The organism is Cellulomonas sp. ATA003, from assembly GCF_031582905.1.
Taxonomy (GTDB): domain Bacteria; phylum Actinomycetota; class Actinomycetes; order Actinomycetales; family Cellulomonadaceae; genus Pengzhenrongella.
The window spans coordinates 3,478,656-3,495,247 of the sequence record NZ_CP133990.1 but is presented as its reverse complement, the minus strand read 5'-3'; the positions used below and the strand labels follow the sequence as shown (position 1 = coordinate 3,495,247).

General features: G+C 75.3%; 17 protein-coding genes, 1 tRNA gene and 3 pseudogenes. 12 read left to right on the top strand and 9 right to left on the bottom strand.

What is annotated here, in order from left to right; translation table 11 throughout:
* Window positions 1–3 precede the first annotated feature (3 nt).
* From tmk to REH70_RS20885, 4 genes and pseudogenes are all read left to right on the top strand, one after another.
* A complete protein-coding gene (gene tmk, locus REH70_RS17345) occupies window positions 4–648 on the top strand; it encodes a dTMP kinase (protein WP_310749221.1) in 645 nt (214 codons plus the stop codon).
* The gene (locus REH70_RS17340; RefSeq protein WP_310749219.1) at window positions 645–1,781 is read left to right on the top strand and encodes a DNA polymerase III subunit delta'; all 1,137 of its coding nucleotides are present in this window, start codon (window positions 645–647) and stop codon (window positions 1,779–1,781) included. Before tmk ends, REH70_RS17340 begins: the two co-directional genes overlap by 4 nt.
* A 73-nt stretch (window positions 1,782–1,854) precedes the next feature.
* Window positions 1,855–2,781 (top strand): annotated as a pseudogene (locus REH70_RS17335) (alpha/beta fold hydrolase); the annotation flags it as partial.
* A 412-nt stretch (window positions 2,782–3,193) separates the two neighbouring features.
* Window positions 3,194–3,453 (top strand): annotated as a pseudogene (locus REH70_RS20885) (alpha/beta hydrolase).
* A 34-nt stretch (window positions 3,454–3,487) separates the two neighbouring features.
* Here the strand turns inward: REH70_RS20885 and REH70_RS17320 are convergent.
* On the bottom strand, window positions 3,488–4,306 hold the full coding sequence (locus REH70_RS17320; protein ID WP_310749217.1) for a VOC family protein: 819 nt from the start codon (window positions 4,304–4,306) through the stop codon (window positions 3,488–3,490).
* A gap of 178 nt (window positions 4,307–4,484) precedes the next feature.
* Between REH70_RS17320 and REH70_RS17315 the strand changes: the two genes are divergently transcribed.
* Window positions 4,485–4,560: transfer RNA gene (locus REH70_RS17315), tRNA-Thr, on the top strand.
* Between the two features lie 143 nt (window positions 4,561–4,703).
* Here the strand turns inward: REH70_RS17315 and REH70_RS17310 are convergent.
* Window positions 4,704–5,891 carry an extracellular solute-binding protein gene (locus tag REH70_RS17310; protein ID WP_310749215.1) on the bottom strand — a complete coding sequence of 396 codons (1,188 nt, stop codon included), beginning with the start codon at window positions 5,889–5,891 and terminating at the stop codon, window positions 4,704–4,706.
* Window positions 5,892–6,482: 591 nt separating this feature from the next.
* Here REH70_RS17310 and REH70_RS17305 point away from each other — a divergent pair.
* Window positions 6,483–7,928, top strand: coding sequence for a M15 family metallopeptidase (locus tag REH70_RS17305; RefSeq protein ID WP_310749213.1), 1,446 nt, complete (start codon window positions 6,483–6,485; stop codon window positions 7,926–7,928).
* Between the two features lie 11 nt (window positions 7,929–7,939).
* Here the strand turns inward: REH70_RS17305 and REH70_RS17300 are convergent, their stop codons facing one another.
* From REH70_RS17300 to REH70_RS17280, 5 genes and pseudogenes are all read right to left on the bottom strand, one after another.
* Window positions 7,940–8,176, bottom strand: coding sequence for a hypothetical protein (locus REH70_RS17300; RefSeq protein WP_310749211.1), 237 nt, complete (start codon window positions 8,174–8,176; stop codon window positions 7,940–7,942).
* A 126-nt stretch (window positions 8,177–8,302) separates the two neighbouring features.
* Window positions 8,303–9,378: pseudogene (ligD, locus tag REH70_RS17295) on the bottom strand (non-homologous end-joining DNA ligase).
* 4 nt (window positions 9,379–9,382) lie between these two features.
* Complete coding sequence (locus REH70_RS17290; RefSeq protein WP_310749209.1) at window positions 9,383–10,228, bottom strand: alpha/beta fold hydrolase; 846 nt, start codon at window positions 10,226–10,228, stop codon at window positions 9,383–9,385.
* Window positions 10,225–10,533, bottom strand: a complete 309-nt coding sequence (locus REH70_RS17285) for a hypothetical protein (protein WP_310749207.1) — start codon at window positions 10,531–10,533, stop codon at window positions 10,225–10,227. Before REH70_RS17285 ends, REH70_RS17290 begins: the two co-directional genes overlap by 4 nt.
* A complete protein-coding gene (locus REH70_RS17280; RefSeq protein ID WP_310749205.1) occupies window positions 10,530–10,862 on the bottom strand; it encodes a helix-turn-helix domain-containing protein in 333 nt (110 codons plus the stop codon). Before REH70_RS17280 ends, REH70_RS17285 begins: the two co-directional genes overlap by 4 nt.
* 108 nt (window positions 10,863–10,970) lie before the next feature.
* On the opposite strand from REH70_RS17280, the gene REH70_RS17275 reads away from it, so the two are divergent.
* Together REH70_RS17275 and REH70_RS17270 are read left to right on the top strand one after the other, a co-directional pair.
* Entirely contained in the window at window positions 10,971–11,663 is a 693-nt protein-coding gene (locus tag REH70_RS17275; protein ID WP_310749203.1) for an HAD-IA family hydrolase, read from the top strand.
* A 346-nt stretch (window positions 11,664–12,009) separates the two neighbouring features.
* On the top strand, window positions 12,010–12,501 hold the full coding sequence (locus tag REH70_RS17270; protein ID WP_310749201.1) for a dual specificity protein phosphatase: 492 nt from the start codon (window positions 12,010–12,012) through the stop codon (window positions 12,499–12,501).
* Between the two features lie 64 nt (window positions 12,502–12,565).
* Here REH70_RS17270 and REH70_RS17265 read toward each other — a convergent pair whose 3' ends face one another.
* Complete coding sequence (locus tag REH70_RS17265; protein ID WP_310749199.1) at window positions 12,566–13,357, bottom strand: phosphotransferase; 792 nt, start codon at window positions 13,355–13,357, stop codon at window positions 12,566–12,568.
* Window positions 13,358–13,760: 403 nt separating this feature from the next.
* Between REH70_RS17265 and REH70_RS17260 the strand changes: the two genes are divergently transcribed.
* Together REH70_RS17260 and REH70_RS17255 are read left to right on the top strand one after the other, a co-directional pair.
* Complete coding sequence (locus REH70_RS17260; RefSeq protein WP_310749197.1) at window positions 13,761–13,988, top strand: PspC domain-containing protein; 228 nt, start codon at window positions 13,761–13,763, stop codon at window positions 13,986–13,988.
* A 162-nt stretch (window positions 13,989–14,150) separates the two neighbouring features.
* Window positions 14,151–14,642, top strand: coding sequence for an ATP-binding protein (locus REH70_RS17255; RefSeq protein ID WP_310749195.1), 492 nt, complete (start codon window positions 14,151–14,153; stop codon window positions 14,640–14,642).
* On the opposite strand, the gene REH70_RS17250 is transcribed toward REH70_RS17255, so the two are convergent.
* Window positions 14,614–15,426 carry an endonuclease/exonuclease/phosphatase family protein gene (locus tag REH70_RS17250; RefSeq protein WP_310749193.1) on the bottom strand — a complete coding sequence of 271 codons (813 nt, stop codon included), beginning with the start codon at window positions 15,424–15,426 and terminating at the stop codon, window positions 14,614–14,616. The two genes, REH70_RS17255 and REH70_RS17250, sit on opposite strands and share 29 nt — an antisense overlap.
* Window positions 15,427–15,483: 57 nt before the next feature.
* Here REH70_RS17250 and REH70_RS17245 point away from each other — a divergent pair, with 57 nt between their 5' ends.
* Complete coding sequence (locus tag REH70_RS17245) at window positions 15,484–16,050, top strand: nucleotidyltransferase family protein (protein WP_310749191.1); 567 nt, start codon at window positions 15,484–15,486, stop codon at window positions 16,048–16,050.
* A 307-nt stretch (window positions 16,051–16,357) separates the two neighbouring features.
* The gene (locus REH70_RS17240) at window positions 16,358–16,561 is read left to right on the top strand and encodes a cold-shock protein (protein ID WP_310749189.1); all 204 of its coding nucleotides are present in this window, start codon (window positions 16,358–16,360) and stop codon (window positions 16,559–16,561) included.
* Window positions 16,562–16,592 lie beyond the last annotated feature (31 nt).

Here is a 16,592-nt window from a genome sequence, read left to right as displayed (position 1 = left end):
CACGTGACCACGCCCGCGCCGACCGGCCTCTTCGTCTCGTTCGAGGGCGGCGACGGCGCCGGCAAGTCCACCCAGCTGCGGCTGCTCGGCGGCTGGCTGCACGACGCGATGGGGCGCGAGGTCGTGCTCACCCGGGAGCCGGGCGGCACCGAGCTGGGCCGCACGCTGCGCGCCGCCGTCCTGCACGGGGAGGACGTCGACCCCCGCACCGAGGCGCTGCTGTACGCCACCGATCGTGCGCACCACGTCCACACCGTCGTCCGGCCGGCGCTCGCGCGGGGTGCGGTCGTGCTGACGGACCGCTACCTCGACTCGTCCGTCGCCTACCAGGGTGACGGGCGCGCCCTCGGGGCCGACGAGGTCGAGCGGCTGTCCCTGTGGGCGACCGACGGGCTGCTGCCGCACGTCACGGTGCTCCTCGACCTGGACCCGGCGGCCGGCCTCGCACGGCTCGACGGCGCCCCCGACCGCCTCGAGCGCGCCGGCGACGCCTTCCACCGGCGCACCCGCGAGGCGTTCCTGCGCCGTGCCGCGGCGGACACCACCGGACGCTGGCTCGTGCTCGACGCCGCCCGCCCGGTCGACGTCGTCCAGGCGGACGTCCGCACGCGCGTCGCCGCGGCCCTGGGGGCGGTGAGCCCGGCGTGAGCGTGTGGGACGACGTCGTCGGGCAGGAGGCCGCGACGGCGGTGCTGCGCGAGGCGGCCACCGACCCGTCCGCGATGACCCACGCGTGGCTGCTCACCGGGCCGCCCGGGTCGGGCCGGTCGAACGCCGCGCGGGCGTTCGCGGCCGCACTGCAGTGCGAGCGTGGCGGCTGCGGCGTCTGCCAGGCGTGCACGACGTCGCTCGCGGGGACCCACGCCGACGTCACCGTGGTCGCGACCGAGCTCGTCGGGATCAAGATCGACGAGACCCGCTCGCTGGTGTCGCTCGCCCAGCGCAGCCCGTCCGAGGGCCGGTGGCGCGTCATCATCGTCGAGGACGCCGACCGGATGGCCGACCGCACGTCGAACGTCCTGCTTAAGGCGATCGAAGAGCCGCCCCCGCGCACCGTGTGGGTGCTGTGCGCGCCCAGCCCGCAGGACGTCGTGCTGACGCTGCGGTCGCGCTCGCGCGTGGTCGCGCTGCGGGTGCCACCGGTCGAGGCGGTCGCCGAGCTGCTGGTGGCCCGCGACGGCGTCGCACCGGAGCTCGCCGCCGTCGTCGCACGTGCGTCGCAGAGCCACATCGGCATCGCGCGCCGGCTCGCCCGCGACCCCGAGGCGCGCGCCCGGCGCGCCCGGGTGCTCGCCCTGCCGCGCGCCATCCGCGGGGTGGGCGACGCCGTCCTGGCCGCGGGCGACCTCGTCGAGGTCGCGCAGGACGAGGCGCGCGCCGCGACCGAGCACCGGGACGCGCAGGAGAAGGCGGCGCTACTGCACGCGATGGGCGCCGAGGGGGCCGCGACCCTGCCGCCCAGCCTGCGCGCACAGGTGACCCAGCTCGAGAAGGACCAGAAGGGCCGGGCCACCCGCGCGCAGCGCGACGTCCTGGACCGCACGATGGTCGACCTGCTGTCGCTGTACCGCGACGTGCTCGTCGTCCAGCTCGGGGCCGGGGTGGAGCTCATCAACACCGGGCATGCCGACGACGTCGAGGCGCTCGCCGCGGCGAGCACCCCCGAGCAGACCCTGCGGCGGATGGACGCGATCGGCGAGGCCCGCACACGCCTGTCCGGGAACGTCGCCCCACTGCTCGCGGTCGAGGCGATGACGATCGCGCTGCGACCGCAGGGCTGAGGGACGCGTCACTGGTCCGGGTGCCCGCGCGCTGCGCGGTGCGTCCGGCGCGTGACTGCGGACCGTCCCACCCGTGACTGCCGGTTACCGTGGTCGGGTGCTGCGTCCGCCCTCCCCGTCCCGTCCCCTCCGCGCGTCCCGGTCCGGCCGCACCACGCTCGGGCGGGTCGCGGCGGGGGCAGCGGCGCTCGCCCTGGTCGTCACCGGCTGCTCCACGACGCCGGCCAAGAACCAGCAGCCCGTACCGGCGGCGTCGACCCCCGCCGTGCCGCAGGGGGCGGCCCCGGGACTCGAGACGTTCTACGGGCAGGCCGTCGAGTGGACGGTGTGCGGCGACTTCCAGTGCGGCACCGCGACCGTCCCGATCGACTACGCGGACCCCGCGGCCGGCACGATCGAGCTCGCCCTCCGGCGGGCACCGGCGACCGACGGCGAGGCGGCGGGGTCGCTGCTGATCAATCCGGGCGGTCCGGGGGCGTCGGGGGTCGACTTCGTCGAGGGTGCAGTCCAGCGGATCTCCGCGCCGGTGCTCGAGGAGTACGACGTCGTGGGGTTCGACCCCCGCGGGGTGGGGCTGTCCGCCCCCGTCACGTGCCTGGACCCCGCAGCCAAGGACGCGCTGCTGTCGCGCGACGTCGACAGCACGACCGACGCCGGGCTGCAGGAAGCCCGGGAGGCGTACCGGGCGCTGGGGGAGGCGTGCGCAGCGAACACCGGGCCGCTGCTCGGTCACGTCGACACCGAGAGCGCCGCACGGGACATGGACGTGCTGCGCGCCGTCCTGGGCGACGAGCGCCTCACCTACCTGGGGTACTCGTACGGCACGGCGCTCGGCGCGACCTATGCCGGCCTGTTCCCCGAGCGCGTCGGCCGGCTCGTGCTGGACGGCGCCCTGGACCCCAGCCTGCCGGCCGCCGAGGTGGGGCTCGGGCAGGCCGTCGGCTTCGAGAACGCGCTGCGCGCGTACGTCGAGGACTGCCAGGGTGGCACCGACTGCCCGCTGACGGGCACGGTCGACGAGGGGCTCGTGCAGGTGCGCGACCTGCTCGAGCGCGCCAGGCGGGCGCCGCTCGCGACGGACTCCGACCGTGTGCTGACCGGCAGCCTGGCGTTCTACGGGATCGCGTTGACGCTCTACGACGAGGCGAGCTGGCCGGTCCTCACCCAGGCGCTGACCGCCGCCCTGCGCGCGGACGACGGCAGCATCCTGCTGGCGCTCGCCGACCTCTACAACGACCGCAACGAGGACGGCACCTTCGCGTCGAACTCGACCGAGGCCTTCACCGCGATCAACTGCCTCGACGGCGCGTCGTCCCCCGACCCCGAGGTCATGCGCGCCGAGGCCGCCGAGCTCGTCGAGGCCGCCCCGACGGTCGGCGCCTGGTTCGCCTACGGGGGCTGGCCTGCGCGGAGTGGCCGCACCCGCCGACGGGGAGGCCGGGCCGATCACCGCCGAGGGGGCGCCGCCCATCCTGGTGATCGGCACGACCAACGACCCCGCGACGCCGTACGTGTGGTCGCAGGGCCTCGCCGAGCAGCTGTCGTCGGGGGTGCTGCTGACCTACCAGGGGAGGGGCACACCGCGTACGGCCGCTCCAACGAGTGCGTCGCCGCCGCCGTCGACGCGTACCTCCTGCAGGGCACGGTGCCCGCGGAGGGCACCCGGTGCTGACCGGCGTCGACCGGCCCGGTGGGTCGGCCCCGGGTCAGGCGCCGGCTGCCGGCGCCTGACCGCCAGCCGCGTCGGCCGCGAGGGACGTGTGCACCGCGAACGTCTCCCCGGCCGGTCCGGTGAGCACCGCGATCCGGCCGAACGCGCTGTCCCACGGCTCGCGCAGGACCCCGCCGCCGTGCCGGCGCGCAACGTCCACCGCGTCGTCGACGTCGGTCACCGCGAAGTAGATGAGCCAGTGCGGGTCGACGTCGTCGCCGACCTCGTCCGGGAGCCGGCCGATGCCGCCCGCGGTGCGGCCGCCCACCGCGAAGGTGCGGTAGGAGAAGTCCGGGCCGCTGAGGTCGGTGTAGGTGTAGCCGAACGTCGTGGCGTAGAAGTCGCGGGCGACGTCGTCGTCCTCGCTCATGGTCTCGGCCCACGTCATGGCGCCCGGCTCGTCGACCACGTCGACGCCGGTCAGCGCGGCGGACAGCCACAGCCCGAACACCGCCCCGGCCGGGTCGACGAGCACCGCCAGGGCGCCGGCGTCCCCGGCGTCGATCGGCGGCACCAGCACGGTCGCGCCCGCGTGCACCGCGGTGTCGACGGTGACGTCGAGGTCGTCGGTGGCCAGGTACAGCGTCCACTCCGGCGAGGGGTCGTCCGGGCCGGGGACGACGTCGCCCAGGCCGGCGGCGTTGCGCCCGTCGACCGAGGCGAGCAGGTAGGTGGTGCCGTCCGGGGCGGGCGCAGCCTCGAACTCCCAGCCGAACAGCGCGGCGTAGAACTGCTGGGCCGCCGCGAGGTCGGTCACCATGAGGTCCGGCCAGGCGGGCGTGCCGGGAGGCCACGGCTCCGGGTGGGTGGTCATGGTGGCTCCGTCCGCCAGGTCGCTCGCCGGTCGAGGTGGCGCCCAGCCTGGCTCGCGCCCGTGAGCGGTGCAAGCGACGTCTACGTCCGGACCACCAGCGTGGTGAGCCTCACTTTGGAGTCACGCCCAGCGGCGGTTAGAGTGTGTCCCGCTCACGCACTCCGGTGCTGATGGGCACGCCGCCTTAGCTCAGTCGGTAGAGCGTCTCACTCGTAATGAGAAGGTCAACAGTTCGATTCTGTTAGGCGGCTCCAGCCAGCACGAGCCCCGCACCAGCGCAAGCGTCGGTGCGGGGCTCGAGTGCTGTCCGGGGGCGTGAGCGGCGCCTGCGCGGGGGAGACGTGGCCGACGCACGGGATGGTGGTCACCACGACGTCGGCCACGCCCCCGGTCGTGCCTACAGGTCGTAGGACTCGAGCGCGTCCAGCACCGCCTGCGCGGCCTGCTCGGGGGTCATGGATCCGAACAGCACCTCGCTGCCGATGCGCCCGATCTGCAGGTCGAAGTCGGACGCGGTGCCCGGTGTGTTCTGCGGCGGGTCGGCGACCTCGGCCTGGAGGTCGGCCGCAAACTCCAAGGCCATGACCCCGGTCGGGCTGAGGTCCGGTCGGATCACCTCCTGGATCTCCGGGTTGGCGGGGACCCCGCGCTCGACCCCGAGCACGCGCGCGGCCTCGTGGTCGTTGATGAGGAAGTCGACCAGCATGGCGGCCTCCTTCGGGTGATCCGTCTCCGCGGCGATCGACCAGTACATCGACGCCTTGTTCACCATCTGCGGGTCACCGGGCTCCAACGCGGGGATGCGGAGCAGCTGCATCTCGGTGCCGCTGGCGTCGACGAAGGCCTGGACCTGGGTGTGGAACAGCAGGTGGAACGCCGCGGCGTTGGTGCCGAACGGTGACTGCTCGATCGAGGCGGTCATCGTCTCGGTCTGCACGGACGGCTGCGGTGTCACTCCCGTCTCGGTCATCTCCAGGACCATCTGGAAGAAGCTCTCGAGGGTCTCGGCCGAGACCGGCTCGTCGTCCTCGCGCGGGAACACGGCCTCCCCGTGCTGCCGGGCGTACGCGGCCACCTCGGCCGACCGCATCCCGAAGTAGTCGAGCCCGGTGACGCCCTCGTCACCGAGCTCCTCGGTGACGGTGCGCGCCGCCTCCATGAGGTCGTCCCACGTCCACGTGGTGTCGTCCGGCATCGCGACCCCCGCGCGCTCGAGCAGGTCGGGGTTCGCCACCACCGAGTAGATCCCCACGCCGACCGGTGCTCCGACGATCGTGCCGTCCACGTCACCGGTGAGCAGCACCTGCGGCGCGATCGTGCTGACGTCGAGGGCGTCCGGCTGCGACTCGAGGTCGAGCAGCGACCCGCGCTGGCCGTAGGAGGCGATCTGCTGCTCGTCCATCTGGAAGACGTCCGGCATGTCGGACGCGGCCGCACCGGTCGCGAGCTTGTCCCAGTAGCCGTCCCAGACGCTCCACTCGGTCTCGACCGTGATGCCGGGGTTCTCCGCCTCGAAGAGGTCGACGACCTCCTCGGTGATCTGTGCGCGCGCGTCGGCGCCCCACCAGGTGAACCGGAGGGTCACGTCGTCGCCGGACGCGGCGGCGTCGTCCGCGGGCGCCTCGGACCCGGGGTCCTCCCTGACCGCAGGCGGTCAGGACGAGGGAGCCGGCGGCGAGCACGCCGACGGCCGTGACGAGTCGTCGGTGGGGGAGTCCGGTGCGGTGCGCGGGCCTGGACATGACGTGCCTCCTGAGCGGATACGCAGGGTGGCGGCGGGACCGCTGACACCGCCGACGCCTCTTCACGCCTGCACTGCCGGGCCTCGTCGCCCGATGCCTCCATGGCAATCTCCCGCGCAGGCTATGTCCATCACCCGGAGCGCCGCTGGAGGCCACGCAGGGCGGCGTGGCGGGCCTGTGGTGACGAGCAGGACGCCGCGGGGTGTGACCGGGTCGTCCGACCGAGTGCTCACGCCCCGCCCCCGCCCGCCGACTGGACAGGGGCGGGGCCCCTGCCGAGCGCCACCAGCCCCGCCGCGCCCCCGGGTGCGGACGGCGCCGGACCCCCAGGGCACACGCGCACCATGGAGCACGCTCACCCCTCGGTCACCCCGCACACCGCCACGGTGGCCCGGCCGTACCGGCCCGGCGCACGCGTCCCACGCCCGACCCGCATGCGGGCCGCCACCGCGGTGCTGGCAGGCCTCCTGCTCGGCGGGTGCGCGGCACAGGCGTACGACGCGGGCACACTCGCCCGCGCGCAGGCCGCGGCGGTCGCCGCCGACGACGCCGTCCGCGCCGAGGAGGCGCGTCGCGACCGGTCCGCACGGGCGGAGGTCGACCGGCTCAGGGTCGGGTTCGCGCGCTACACCGCCGCGCGCCGCACCGAGGCGCTCCAGGCGGCCCGGGCGGCGGTCGAGGCCGCGGATGCCGTCGCGGTGAGCGCCGCCGCCGACGTCCCCGCCGACACCCTGGAGCCGCTCGACGCCGCGACCGCAGCGCTCGTGGCCCTCATCGACGCCTCACCCGTGCCGCTGAGCCCCGTGGACGCGCGCCCGCTCGACGCCGAGCAGGTCGACGCCGCGGTGGGCGCGTCGCCCGACGCGCCCGTCGCTACCGCGGTCCCCGCGCCCGTCGCCGCCGCGGTCCCCGTGCCCGACGACGTCCCGGTCGAGGCCGGCCCCGCCGCCACAGGTCCCGCCACCACAGGACCCGCCGCCCCGGGGCCCACCGCTCCGGACGTCTCTGGTCCCACAGCCGCGCCCGCCCCCACCGTGGCGGCAGTACCGGCAGCACCGGGTCCCGCAGTACCCGCAGCCCCCGTCATCTCCGAGTCGCACGGGAACGCCCGCGCCGACGTCGCCCCGCGCGTGGACGCGACCACCGAGCCGTCGTCGGGCACCGCGCCGTCGTCGGGCACCGCGCCGTCGTCGGGCACCACGCCGTCGTCAGGCACCGCGCCGTCGTCGGGCACCGCGCCCCGGGCGACGTCCGACGCGCCGCCGCCGGTGCTCGACCTCGCGGTGACCGCGGAGGTGCTCGCCGCGGCTCAGCACGTGACCGACCTGGCCGTCGAGGTCCGGGCCGCCGCGGACGCCGCCGTCGCCGCGGCCGAGGCCGCGCGCGTGGCCGCCGAGGAGGCCCGCCTGGCGGAGGAGGCCGCGCAGGCGCAGGCCGCGGAGACCGCCCGCCGCGTCGCGGTCGCCGCCGAGGCGCCCAACGGCGAGATCCCGGTCGAGGTGCTCTGCGGGGTCGAGACCGCCCCCGAGGCCCTCCTGCGCTGTGACGCCGCAGCGGCGTTCGACGCGCTCGCGGCGGCGTACCGCGCCGACGTCGGGCACGACCTGCGGGTGGTGAGCACCTACCGGTCGTTCGCCGCGCAGGTGTCGGTCAAGGCCTCCCGCGGGGCGCTCGCGGCGACGCCCGGACGCTCCAACCACGGCCGCGGGCTCGCCGTCGACCTCGGCGGATTCGGTGGGGTCGGGGACTTCACCGCGCCCGCGTACCTGTGGATGCAGGAGAACGCGGCACGGTTCGGCTGGCACCATCTGCAGGCGATGGAGCCGGGCGGCTCAGGGCCTCAGGAGCCCTGGCACTGGGAGTACGGCACCGAGGGGTGAGGCCGCCGGGGTCAGAGGGTCTCGAGCTTGGAGCTGTCGAGGTTCACTCGGCGCACCTCGCCACCACCGAAGTCGATGATGACCGTGCGGTCGTCCTCGGCCGCCACGACGCGACCCAGTCCGTACCGCTCGTGGGCGACGCGCGTGCCGACGGGGATGAGCTCGGGCGGTCGCGCAGCGGCCTCACGCCCCGCGTTGAAGGGGCTGTTGGGCAGGTGCCGGCGTCGACCGGTGGGCTGTGAGGACATCACCCACCAGTGTGCGCCTCCCGGGCGCGGATCGGTACCGCGGCGCGGCGCCGTCTTGGCCACATCGGTGCGCGGAGCCCCGCAGCACGCGTGGCACGCGCGGCTCAGTGGCCCGGTGGGCGGGCGTCAGGCGTCGCGGGGCCGGTCGCGGTCCTTGCTCGGCTGCACGCGCTTGGGCTCGCCCGGCATCTTGGGGTACTCGGGCGGGTACGGCAGGTCCTGGTGGCCGTGGTCGCGCTCGTCCTTGTCCGCGAGGTCGAGCAGCGGCTGGATCGAGTACGCCGTCGTGGCCCCGGGAGTCAGCGCGGTGTAGAGGTCACCGACCTCGGCGAACCGCGCCGGCATCGTCCGGACGGTGAAGTCGTCCGGGTGCACCTCACCGACCTCGTCCCACCGCAGCGGCGCAGAGACGGTCGCGCGTGGGTTGGCGCGGATGGAGTAGGCGGAGGCGATGGTGCGGTCGCGCGCCATCTGGTTGTAGTCGATGAAGATCTTCTGGCCGCGCTCCTCCTTCCACCACTTCACGGTGACCTGGTCCGGCAGCCGCCGCTCGAGCTCGCGGCCGAGCGCGATGGTGGCCCGCCTGGCCTGGGTGAAGGTCCACCGCGGCTCGATCGGGACGAAGACGTGGATGCCGCGGCCACCGGACGTCTTGGGTGTGCCCTCCAGGCCGAGCTCGGTCAGCAGCTCGCGCACGTGCGGCGCGACGCGGGCGGCGTCGGCGAAGTCGGTGCCCGGCTGGGGGTCGAGGTCGATGCGCAGCTGGTCGGGGGACTCCACGTCGGCGCGGCGCACCGGCCATGGGTGGAACGTGAGGGTGCCGAGGTTGACCGCCCACAGGACCACCGCGAGCTCGGTGGGGGCGATCTCGTCGGCGGTGCGCCCGCTGGGGAACGCGATCCGCGCGGTCTCGACGTAGTCCGGCGCACCCTGCGGGACGCGCTTCTGGTAGAACGCGTCGCCCGTCGAGTCCGAGCGGGTCGACATGCGCGCCCCTCGAACACGCCCTTGGGCCAGCGCTCGAGCGTCGTCGGGCGGTCCTCCAGGGCCCCGAGGATGCCGTCGCCGACGGCCACGAAGTACTCCGCGACGTCGAGCTTGGTCAGTCCCGGTCCGGGGAAGACCACCCGGTCCGGGCTCGTGATCCGGACCGTCCGTCCGCGCACGTCGAGCTCGACCGCTGGGGTCTTCGGGCTGGCCATGGACTCACGCTAGCGAGGCGGCGCCCTGCGTGGGTCCCGGCGCGACGGGCACCGCGCGGGCGATGGCCGCCGCGGCGGTGCGCAGCTCGGCGAGCACGTCGAGCAGGATGCGGTTGAAGACGATCGGCGCGTGGCTGTTGACGTCGTGCCCGGCCCGCGGGACCACCGTGAGCCGGGTGCCGGGGCGGGCGGCGAGGTAGCGCCGCTCCTCGAGGCGCAGCACGTCGCGGCGGCCGTTGACGATCCACACCGGCACCAGGAGGCGTCGCAGGTCCGCCAGCGAGGAGTGCCCGCCCATCGCCTCGAGCATGTCCGAGACGATGTGCCAGGTGCCGCCGCTGGGGCGCAGCGTGCGCGCCACGTGGTGGGCGACGCTGCGGTAGGCGCGGACGGGCTTGCCGCGGATCTCGGTCGAGCAGCCGGCCACGACCACTCCGGCGATCCGGTCCTGGTGCCGGGCGGCGTAGGCGAGCGTCGAGTAGCCGCCGAGGGAGAGCCCGACGACGAGCGGCGGGACGTCGAACGCGTCGACCGCCTGGCCGATCGCCTCCAGCGCACCCGCCAGGGTGAAGCGCTCGTGCGCCCGGGTGCCGTGCCCGGGCAGGTCGACGGCGACGGACCGGTGGCCCGAGCGCGCCATCGCGGCCATCTGGTGCGCCCAGATCGCGGACGACGTGCGGACGCCGTGCACGAAGACGATGGGCGCGCGATCGCGTGCGCCGGTGTGGTCGGCCGCGGGGCCGGCAGCGTCGGTGTGGTCGGCCGCGGGGCCGGCGGTGCCGGCGGGGCGGGCAGGACCGGCGGGGCGGGCGGGACCGGCCGCACCGGCGACCGCGGTGGCGGGGCTCATGACGGGCTCCCGTCGAGGCGCGCGGCGGCGACGTCGGGCACGTCGCCCGTGACCAGGCGCGCCCACTCCGCGTCGACGTCCTCGAGCCCGGCGGCGACGACGACGTGGCACAGCTGCCCCAGGGCGAGGAACCGCTGCACGCCGGCGTCGTCCCCGGCGGACAGCGCGCGGGCGTGCTCGACGACCGAGCCGTAGCCCCGGCGGATCGCCGCCCGGATCTCCGGGACGTCCCCCGCGCTCTGGGCGTGCACCTGCAGCATGAGCAGGTCCCGCTCGGTCACCAGGCCGGCGTACGCCTCGGTCATCGCGCGCAGGACCTCCTGGGAGAGCCGTCCGGCACGCGCGAGGCGCCGGCGGTGAGCTCGGCACGGACCAGCGCGTAGCAGTGCTCGAGCGCGGCGACGAAGAGCTCGACCTTGCTCGGGAACAGCCGGAAGACGTACGCCTGGGAGATCCCGGCGGCCTCCGCCACCGCGGTGACCGGCGTGCTGTGGAAGCCGCGACGGGCGAAGACGCGGACCGCGCACGCGACGACGGTCGCGCGCCGGGCGTCGGCGGTGGACCGGGCCTGGTCGGGCGCGGTCAGCGGCGCGCTCGGCGGCGCGGTCGGCGGCGAGGCGGGGAGGTGGGACACGGGGGAGGGCACTGAGTGAGTACACACTCACCTCGGTGGACCGGCAAGGCGAGACGGACGTGGGTGTGCTCACACGGTTCCGCGCGCCCGGCCCGTCCCGGCGGTCGCGTGGCACGCTGGCGGCATGACGACCCCCTCGACCGCACGTTCGCCGCCGTCCTGTTCGACATGGACGGCACGCTGATCTCCTCGGTGGCGTCGGTGGTGCGGGCGTGGACGCGCGTCGGTCAGGAGTACGGCATCCCCGCCGTCGACTTCGACCACCTGCACGGCATCCCGGCGCGCGACCTCGTGGACTCCCTCCTCGGCGACCGCCCCCGGGAGGACCGCGACCGTGCGCTGCGGCGGGTCATCGAGATCGAGCTCGAGGACACCGACGACATCCAGGTCCTCCCGGGCGCGGCGCAGGCGCTGGACGTACTGGTGACGACGGGGCGCTGCGCCATCGTCACGTCCTGCACGCGCGACCTCGCCCTCGCGCGGCTGCGCGCCGCCGGTCTGCGCGCGCCGGACGTCCTGGTCGCGGCGGAGGACGTCGCCCGCGGCAAGCCGGACCCGGAGCCGTTCCGCACCGGCGCGGCGCGCCTGGGTGTCGAGGTGACCGACTGCGTGGTCGCCGAGGACGCCGCGGCGGGGATCGCGTCGGCGCGCGCCGCGGGGGCGACCACGATCGCGCTGACGACGACCATGCGGGCCGACGAGATCGACGGCGACGTCGTCGTCCCCGACCTGTCCGCCGTCACCTTCCACCCGGTGCCCGACGGCGTGCGCGTCCGGCTCGCGGAGCCGCGTCAGCTGTAGCGGTGGCTCTTCTCCGCGTGGCCGGCCGGTCGGCGGCACTCCTTGCCGGCCATGTTGCGGTGGCCGCACAGCCCCGGCCCGGTGGCCGGGGTGGGAGGGCTGCGCCGTCCGGCGTCGGTGCCGATGACGTCGGTGCCGGCGACGCTGCCGCCGGCGCGCGCGTCGCGGCTGCGGCCGCGGGACGGGGCGCGGCCGTCCCCTCCGCGGCGCTCCGGGCATTGCGGGCGACCTTCATGGCGCGCTGGGCGTCGACTTTGCTCACGGCCCGAGGGTAGGTGCCGCCACCCACATCGGCGTCACCCGCCTCGCCGCGCCGGGGACCCGGGGCGCGGTTAGCCTCCGGGGCGTGACCGAACAGCTGACCCTGACCACCGACCCGGTCGACCTGCCGGGCGTCCCGCCGGCGGACCCGCCCACCGAGCTCGTCCCCGGGTCGCTGTGGCAGGGCGGCTGCCCGGTGGACTTCGACTGGGTGCGGCGGGCCGGCATCACCGCGGTGATCGACTTCGCCGACCCCGACGCGCACCCGCCGGCCGGCGCGACGGAGGGCCTCGTCTACCTCAAGGCCCCGCTCGTCGACGGCGAGGACGTCCCGGACCAGGCCGTGACCCTGCGGCTGGCCACGCTCGTCGCCGGGCTCGTCGACGACGGGTACCGGGTGCTCGTGCACTGCACCTTCGGCCGCAACCGGTCCGGCCTCATGGCGTCGCTGATCGTGCGCGAGGTCCTCGGGCTCAGCGGTGAGGACGCCCTGCGGTACGTGCAGGAGCGGCGGGACCGCACGGTCAACAACGCGTCCTTCGCGGCCTGGCTGCGGACACTGCCCGCCCCGCGCTGAGCCCGCAGACCCCGCACCGCACCCGGGTGCGGGAGGCACCACCCCGCCCCCGAGGAGGTCGCGCCTACAGCGGGGTCCGCCACTCCCGGACGGCGTCGTCCAGCCACCCGTGGCCCACGCCGTGGCGCCGGTCGTCCCACAGGCGGAAGGCCACGCCGCCGAGCAGCGCGATGCGGTCGAGCACCACGCGACCGTCCCAGCCCAGCACGTCGGTGCCGTACGCGTCGCAGAAGCCCCGGTACGTGGCGGCGTCGATCTCGCCCGCGGTGAACCGCCGCGCCGCACTGGTGAGGTCGTACTCGCGCGGTGCCCGCGCCACGAAGTCGAGGTCGATGAGCACCGGGCCGCCCGGCCCGCGCATGACGTTGGCCGGCGACACGTCACCGTGGACGACGCCCACGCCCAGCGGCGAGTGCAGGCGGGCCAGGGCGTCGAGCAGCGCGTCCCGCGCGCCCAGCAGCACGGCCGCGGCGTCGTCGGGCAGGTCGGGGGCGAGGGCGACGAGGCGGCGCAGGGGGAGCCAGTCGGGTACGTCCGCCGCCGCGTGCGCGGTGTGGAAGGCGCGCAGCAGGGCGCCGGTCCGCGCCCACCCCACCGGTCGCGCGTCCGTCAGCCACGGGGACACGCTGACCACGCCGGACGACGTCACGACCGGGTCCGCGAGGGGCAGCAGGGCGGTGCTCGTGCCGGTCAAGGCGGCTGCGGTGCGGGCGAGGTGCGCCGGATCGGTGCCGGGCGGGTACACCTTCACCGCGTGGTGGCCGGCCCGCAGCACCACCGTGGTGAGGGCGCTCACCACCCGCGGGTGGTCGAGCACGAGCGGGAGCGCGAGGCGTGCCTCCGCGAGTGCGTCCAACGCCTCCCGGGCGCCCCAGGGCGTCCGCGGCAGGGAGGGGGTCGTGCGCGTCCGCGGTGCCGGTCCGGGGGGCGGCCGGCGCGGTGAGGGCGACCGTCGCACCGGTGGGCGCGGGTGCGGGCGGCGGCACCGCGACGGCAGGCGCACGGAGGGTCAGGGACATCGGGTCTCCCGGTCGAGAAGTGACAGGTGGTGCCACCGCGCGACGTCGGCGCAGGGCTGCCGACCGGGTTGGGAGCGCCAGAGTAGCGGCGGCTGCCGGGGGTGACGATGAGCCGTTCGGGTGACATCCCGGGGTGGGTCAGGGTCCGGACCGGGGTGCTCCCGGATGTGGGGGCGACCGGTGTCCGGGCAGACTCGGGACGTCCGAGCGCACGCACCGACCCACCCCGGAGAGTCCCCCGTGAACGTCCACGAGTCCTTCGCCCGTCAAGGCCTGTCCCGCCCCCTCGGCGACCGTGTGATCGGCGGGGTCTGCTCGGGGCTCGGTCGCCGGTTCGGGCTCGACCCGTGGCCCGCGCGGTTGCTGTTCGTGCTCGCGCTCATGGTCCTGCCCGGCAGCCAGATCATCGTGTACCCGGTGCTGTGGGCTCTCATGCCGTCCGAGCGGCACCCGCTGACCTCCCGATGACCCTGCGCTGACCGTGGGCAGACCGACCCGGGTCGTTCAGGGCGACGGCTGCCGTCCCGTCGGGCACAGTGGAGCCATGTCTCGCCCTCCTCTGCGCCGCTGCGCCGTCCACCCGACAGGGCGCCCCGGACGTCCGGCCCTGCGCGCGGCGGTGGCGCCGTCATGACGCGCCGCTCGGAGGACGGTGAGCGTCGCACGCGACCGTTCCGGCTCATCGTCGGCGGGCTCCCCGAGGACGCGCCGCGCAACCCCGTTCCGGCGTCCGACGCGAGCGAGGAGCTGCAGCTCCCGGCCCAGCGCTCGTCGGCGCGGCTCGCGCGGCACTGGGTCATCCACGTCACGGCCGCAGCAGGCGTGACCGGCGCGCAGAACCAGATCGTCGAGCTCCTCACCGCGGAGGTCGTCGCCAACGCCGCCGTCCACGGTCCCGCCGACGGCACGATCCGGGTCCGGGCGTGGTCGGACGCGACCCACGTCTACGTCAGCGTCCGCGACGACAGCGTCACCACCCCGGTCGTCCGGCACCCCGAGCCGTCCGACCTCAACGGACGCGGGGTGGCGCTCGTGCAGGCCCTCGCGAGCGACTGGGGCGTCGAGGCCGGCCCGAACGGGAAGACGGTGTGGTTCAGCCTCGAGCTCGAGGACGACCTGTGACGTCCTGACCGTCCGCGTCCGCCGGGCCGACCCGCACCTCGGCGACGAGCGCGCGGTGGTCGGAGAGCCCGACGTCGACGGCGTCGCCGCGCACGGGCGTCAGCGGACCGTCACCCAGGATGTGGTCGAGCTGCCGGACCGGCTTCGCCACCGGGAACGTGGGTGCGGTGGCCAGCGGTCGCATCCCGCTGATCCGGGCCGGTGACGCGCCGACGAGGTTGAGGTCGCCCATGAGGACGACCGGCCGCGGCAGGTCCCGCACGAGGCGCACGAGGCGGCGCAGCTGCACCGCGTTCCACCCGGGGATGAACGTCAGGTGCGTCGCGACCACGGTGACCGGCCCCGGGGGTGCGTCGATGACCGCCGCCACCGCCGCGCGCGGCTCGTCGCGGACGAGCGTCGGACGGCGCCGACCGGGGAACACCACGGGGACGGCCCCGCGCAGCGCGGGCAGGGCGAGCGCGTGCCAGCTCAGGACGGGCAGCCGGCTGAGCAGCGCGATCCCGTAGAGGGCGGTCCGGGGCTGCATGTCCCCGGTCGCCGCGGACCACAGGTCGGGGGTGCCCGCGAGGGTCGCCGCGAACCGGTGGTGCGGCGCCCCCATCGCCTCGGCGGCGACCGCCGTGAGGTCGGCGCCGTGCGACCGGGGCTGGTCACGGTCCACCTCCTGGAGGCCGAGGACGTCGGCGTCGAGCGCGGCGACGCCGGACGCGAACCGGTCCAGGTCGACCCGGTCGTCCACCGGTGAGCGTCCGTGGAGGATGTTGAACGTCGCCAGCCGCATCGCCCGATCGTGCCTGCCGACCTGCGCTCCCGCATCCGGTCGTGTAGACCTCCGTGCATGCCCGACGACGAGCGCGCAGCCCTCCACGACGGGCTGCGGATGACCGCCGTGGCCCTCGACCGGGCCGACGTCCCGTACGCCCTGTGCGGTGGCTACGCCGCATGGGCGCGCGGTGCGCCCGAACCCAGCCATGACGCCGACTTCGTCATCCGCGAGGGCGACGTCGAGCGCGCCAAGGCCGCGCTCGCGGACGCCGGGCTCGAGGTCGTCGTGCCCGTCGAGGACTGGCTGTTCAAGGCGTACCACGAGGGTGCGCTGGTCGACGTCCTGTTCCGGATGTGCGGGGAGACGGTCGACGACGCGCTGCTGGCACGCAGCGACGAGCTCGAGGTGCTCGCGGTCCGCATGCCCGTGCTCGCGGCCACCGACGTGCTCTCGGCAAAGATGCGGGTCCTCGGTGAGCACTACTGCGACCTGGGCCGGCTGCTGCCGGTCGCGCGGGCCCTGCGTGAGCAGATCGACTGGCCGCGGCTGCGCGCCGAGATCCAGCCCAACCCCTACGCCCGGGCGTTGCTGTACCTCCTGGACGAGCTCGGGGTCGCCGGGGACGCCGCCGCGGCCTGAGGGGCGACGCCGCCTGAGGGGCGACGCCGCCTGAGGGACGACGCCGCCTGAGGGCGACGCCGCCGCCGCGTGAGGGGGCGGGCGGCCCGCCGAGGGCGCCGGGACGGCCGCGCGAAACCTGTGGCGCAGTCGGCCTCCCGCATCGGGCGGTCATGGGTTACGCTCAACTCGAAGTTGCTGTGCTTGCACGTCTTGATGCGTGCGGCCTCCGGGCCGCGTGCGCTGTCTCTTACCGGAGCGGACGACGAACACTGCGACGAGCGGTCCCGAGAGTCGGGATCGCCCAACGCTCCGAAGGAGAACAGCTATGGCTACTGGCACCGTGAAGTGGTTCAACGCCGAAAAGGGCTTCGGCTTCATCGCACCCGACGACGGCGGCGCCGACGTGTTCGCGCACTACTCCGCGATCACGACGAGCGGCTACCGGACGCTCGAGGAGAACCAGAAGGTTCAGTTCGACGTCACGCAGGGCCCGAAGGGCCCGCAGGCGGAGAACATCAGCCCGCTCTGAGGCTCCTGCCCCTGAACGCAGCGTGAACGAG

What these genes read in the sequence shown, in the direction of transcription:
- REH70_RS17285 (WP_310749207.1), bottom strand. Translation starts at nt 10,533, where the DNA reads ATGACCGAGGCGTACGCCGGCCTGGTGACCGAGCGGGACCTGCTCATG.
- REH70_RS17320 (WP_310749217.1), bottom strand. Translation starts at nt 4,306, where the DNA reads ATGACCACCCACCCGGAGCCGTGGCCTCCCGGCACGCCCGCCTGGCCG.
- REH70_RS17300 (WP_310749211.1), bottom strand. Translation starts at nt 8,176, where the DNA reads ATGTCCTCACAGCCCACCGGTCGACGCCGGCACCTGCCCAACAGCCCC.
- REH70_RS17250 (WP_310749193.1), bottom strand. Translation starts at nt 15,426, where the DNA reads ATGCGGCTGGCGACGTTCAACATCCTCCACGGACGCTCACCGGTGGAC.
- REH70_RS17255 (WP_310749195.1), top strand. Translation starts at nt 14,151, where the DNA reads ATGACGCGCCGCTCGGAGGACGGTGAGCGTCGCACGCGACCGTTCCGG.
- REH70_RS17240 (WP_310749189.1), top strand. Translation starts at nt 16,358, where the DNA reads ATGGCTACTGGCACCGTGAAGTGGTTCAACGCCGAAAAGGGCTTCGGC.
- REH70_RS17245 (WP_310749191.1), top strand. Translation starts at nt 15,484, where the DNA reads ATGCCCGACGACGAGCGCGCAGCCCTCCACGACGGGCTGCGGATGACC.
- REH70_RS17305 (WP_310749213.1), top strand. Translation starts at nt 6,483, where the DNA reads ATGCGGGCCGCCACCGCGGTGCTGGCAGGCCTCCTGCTCGGCGGGTGC.
- REH70_RS17290 (WP_310749209.1), bottom strand. Translation starts at nt 10,228, where the DNA reads ATGAGCCCCGCCACCGCGGTCGCCGGTGCGGCCGGTCCCGCCCGCCCC.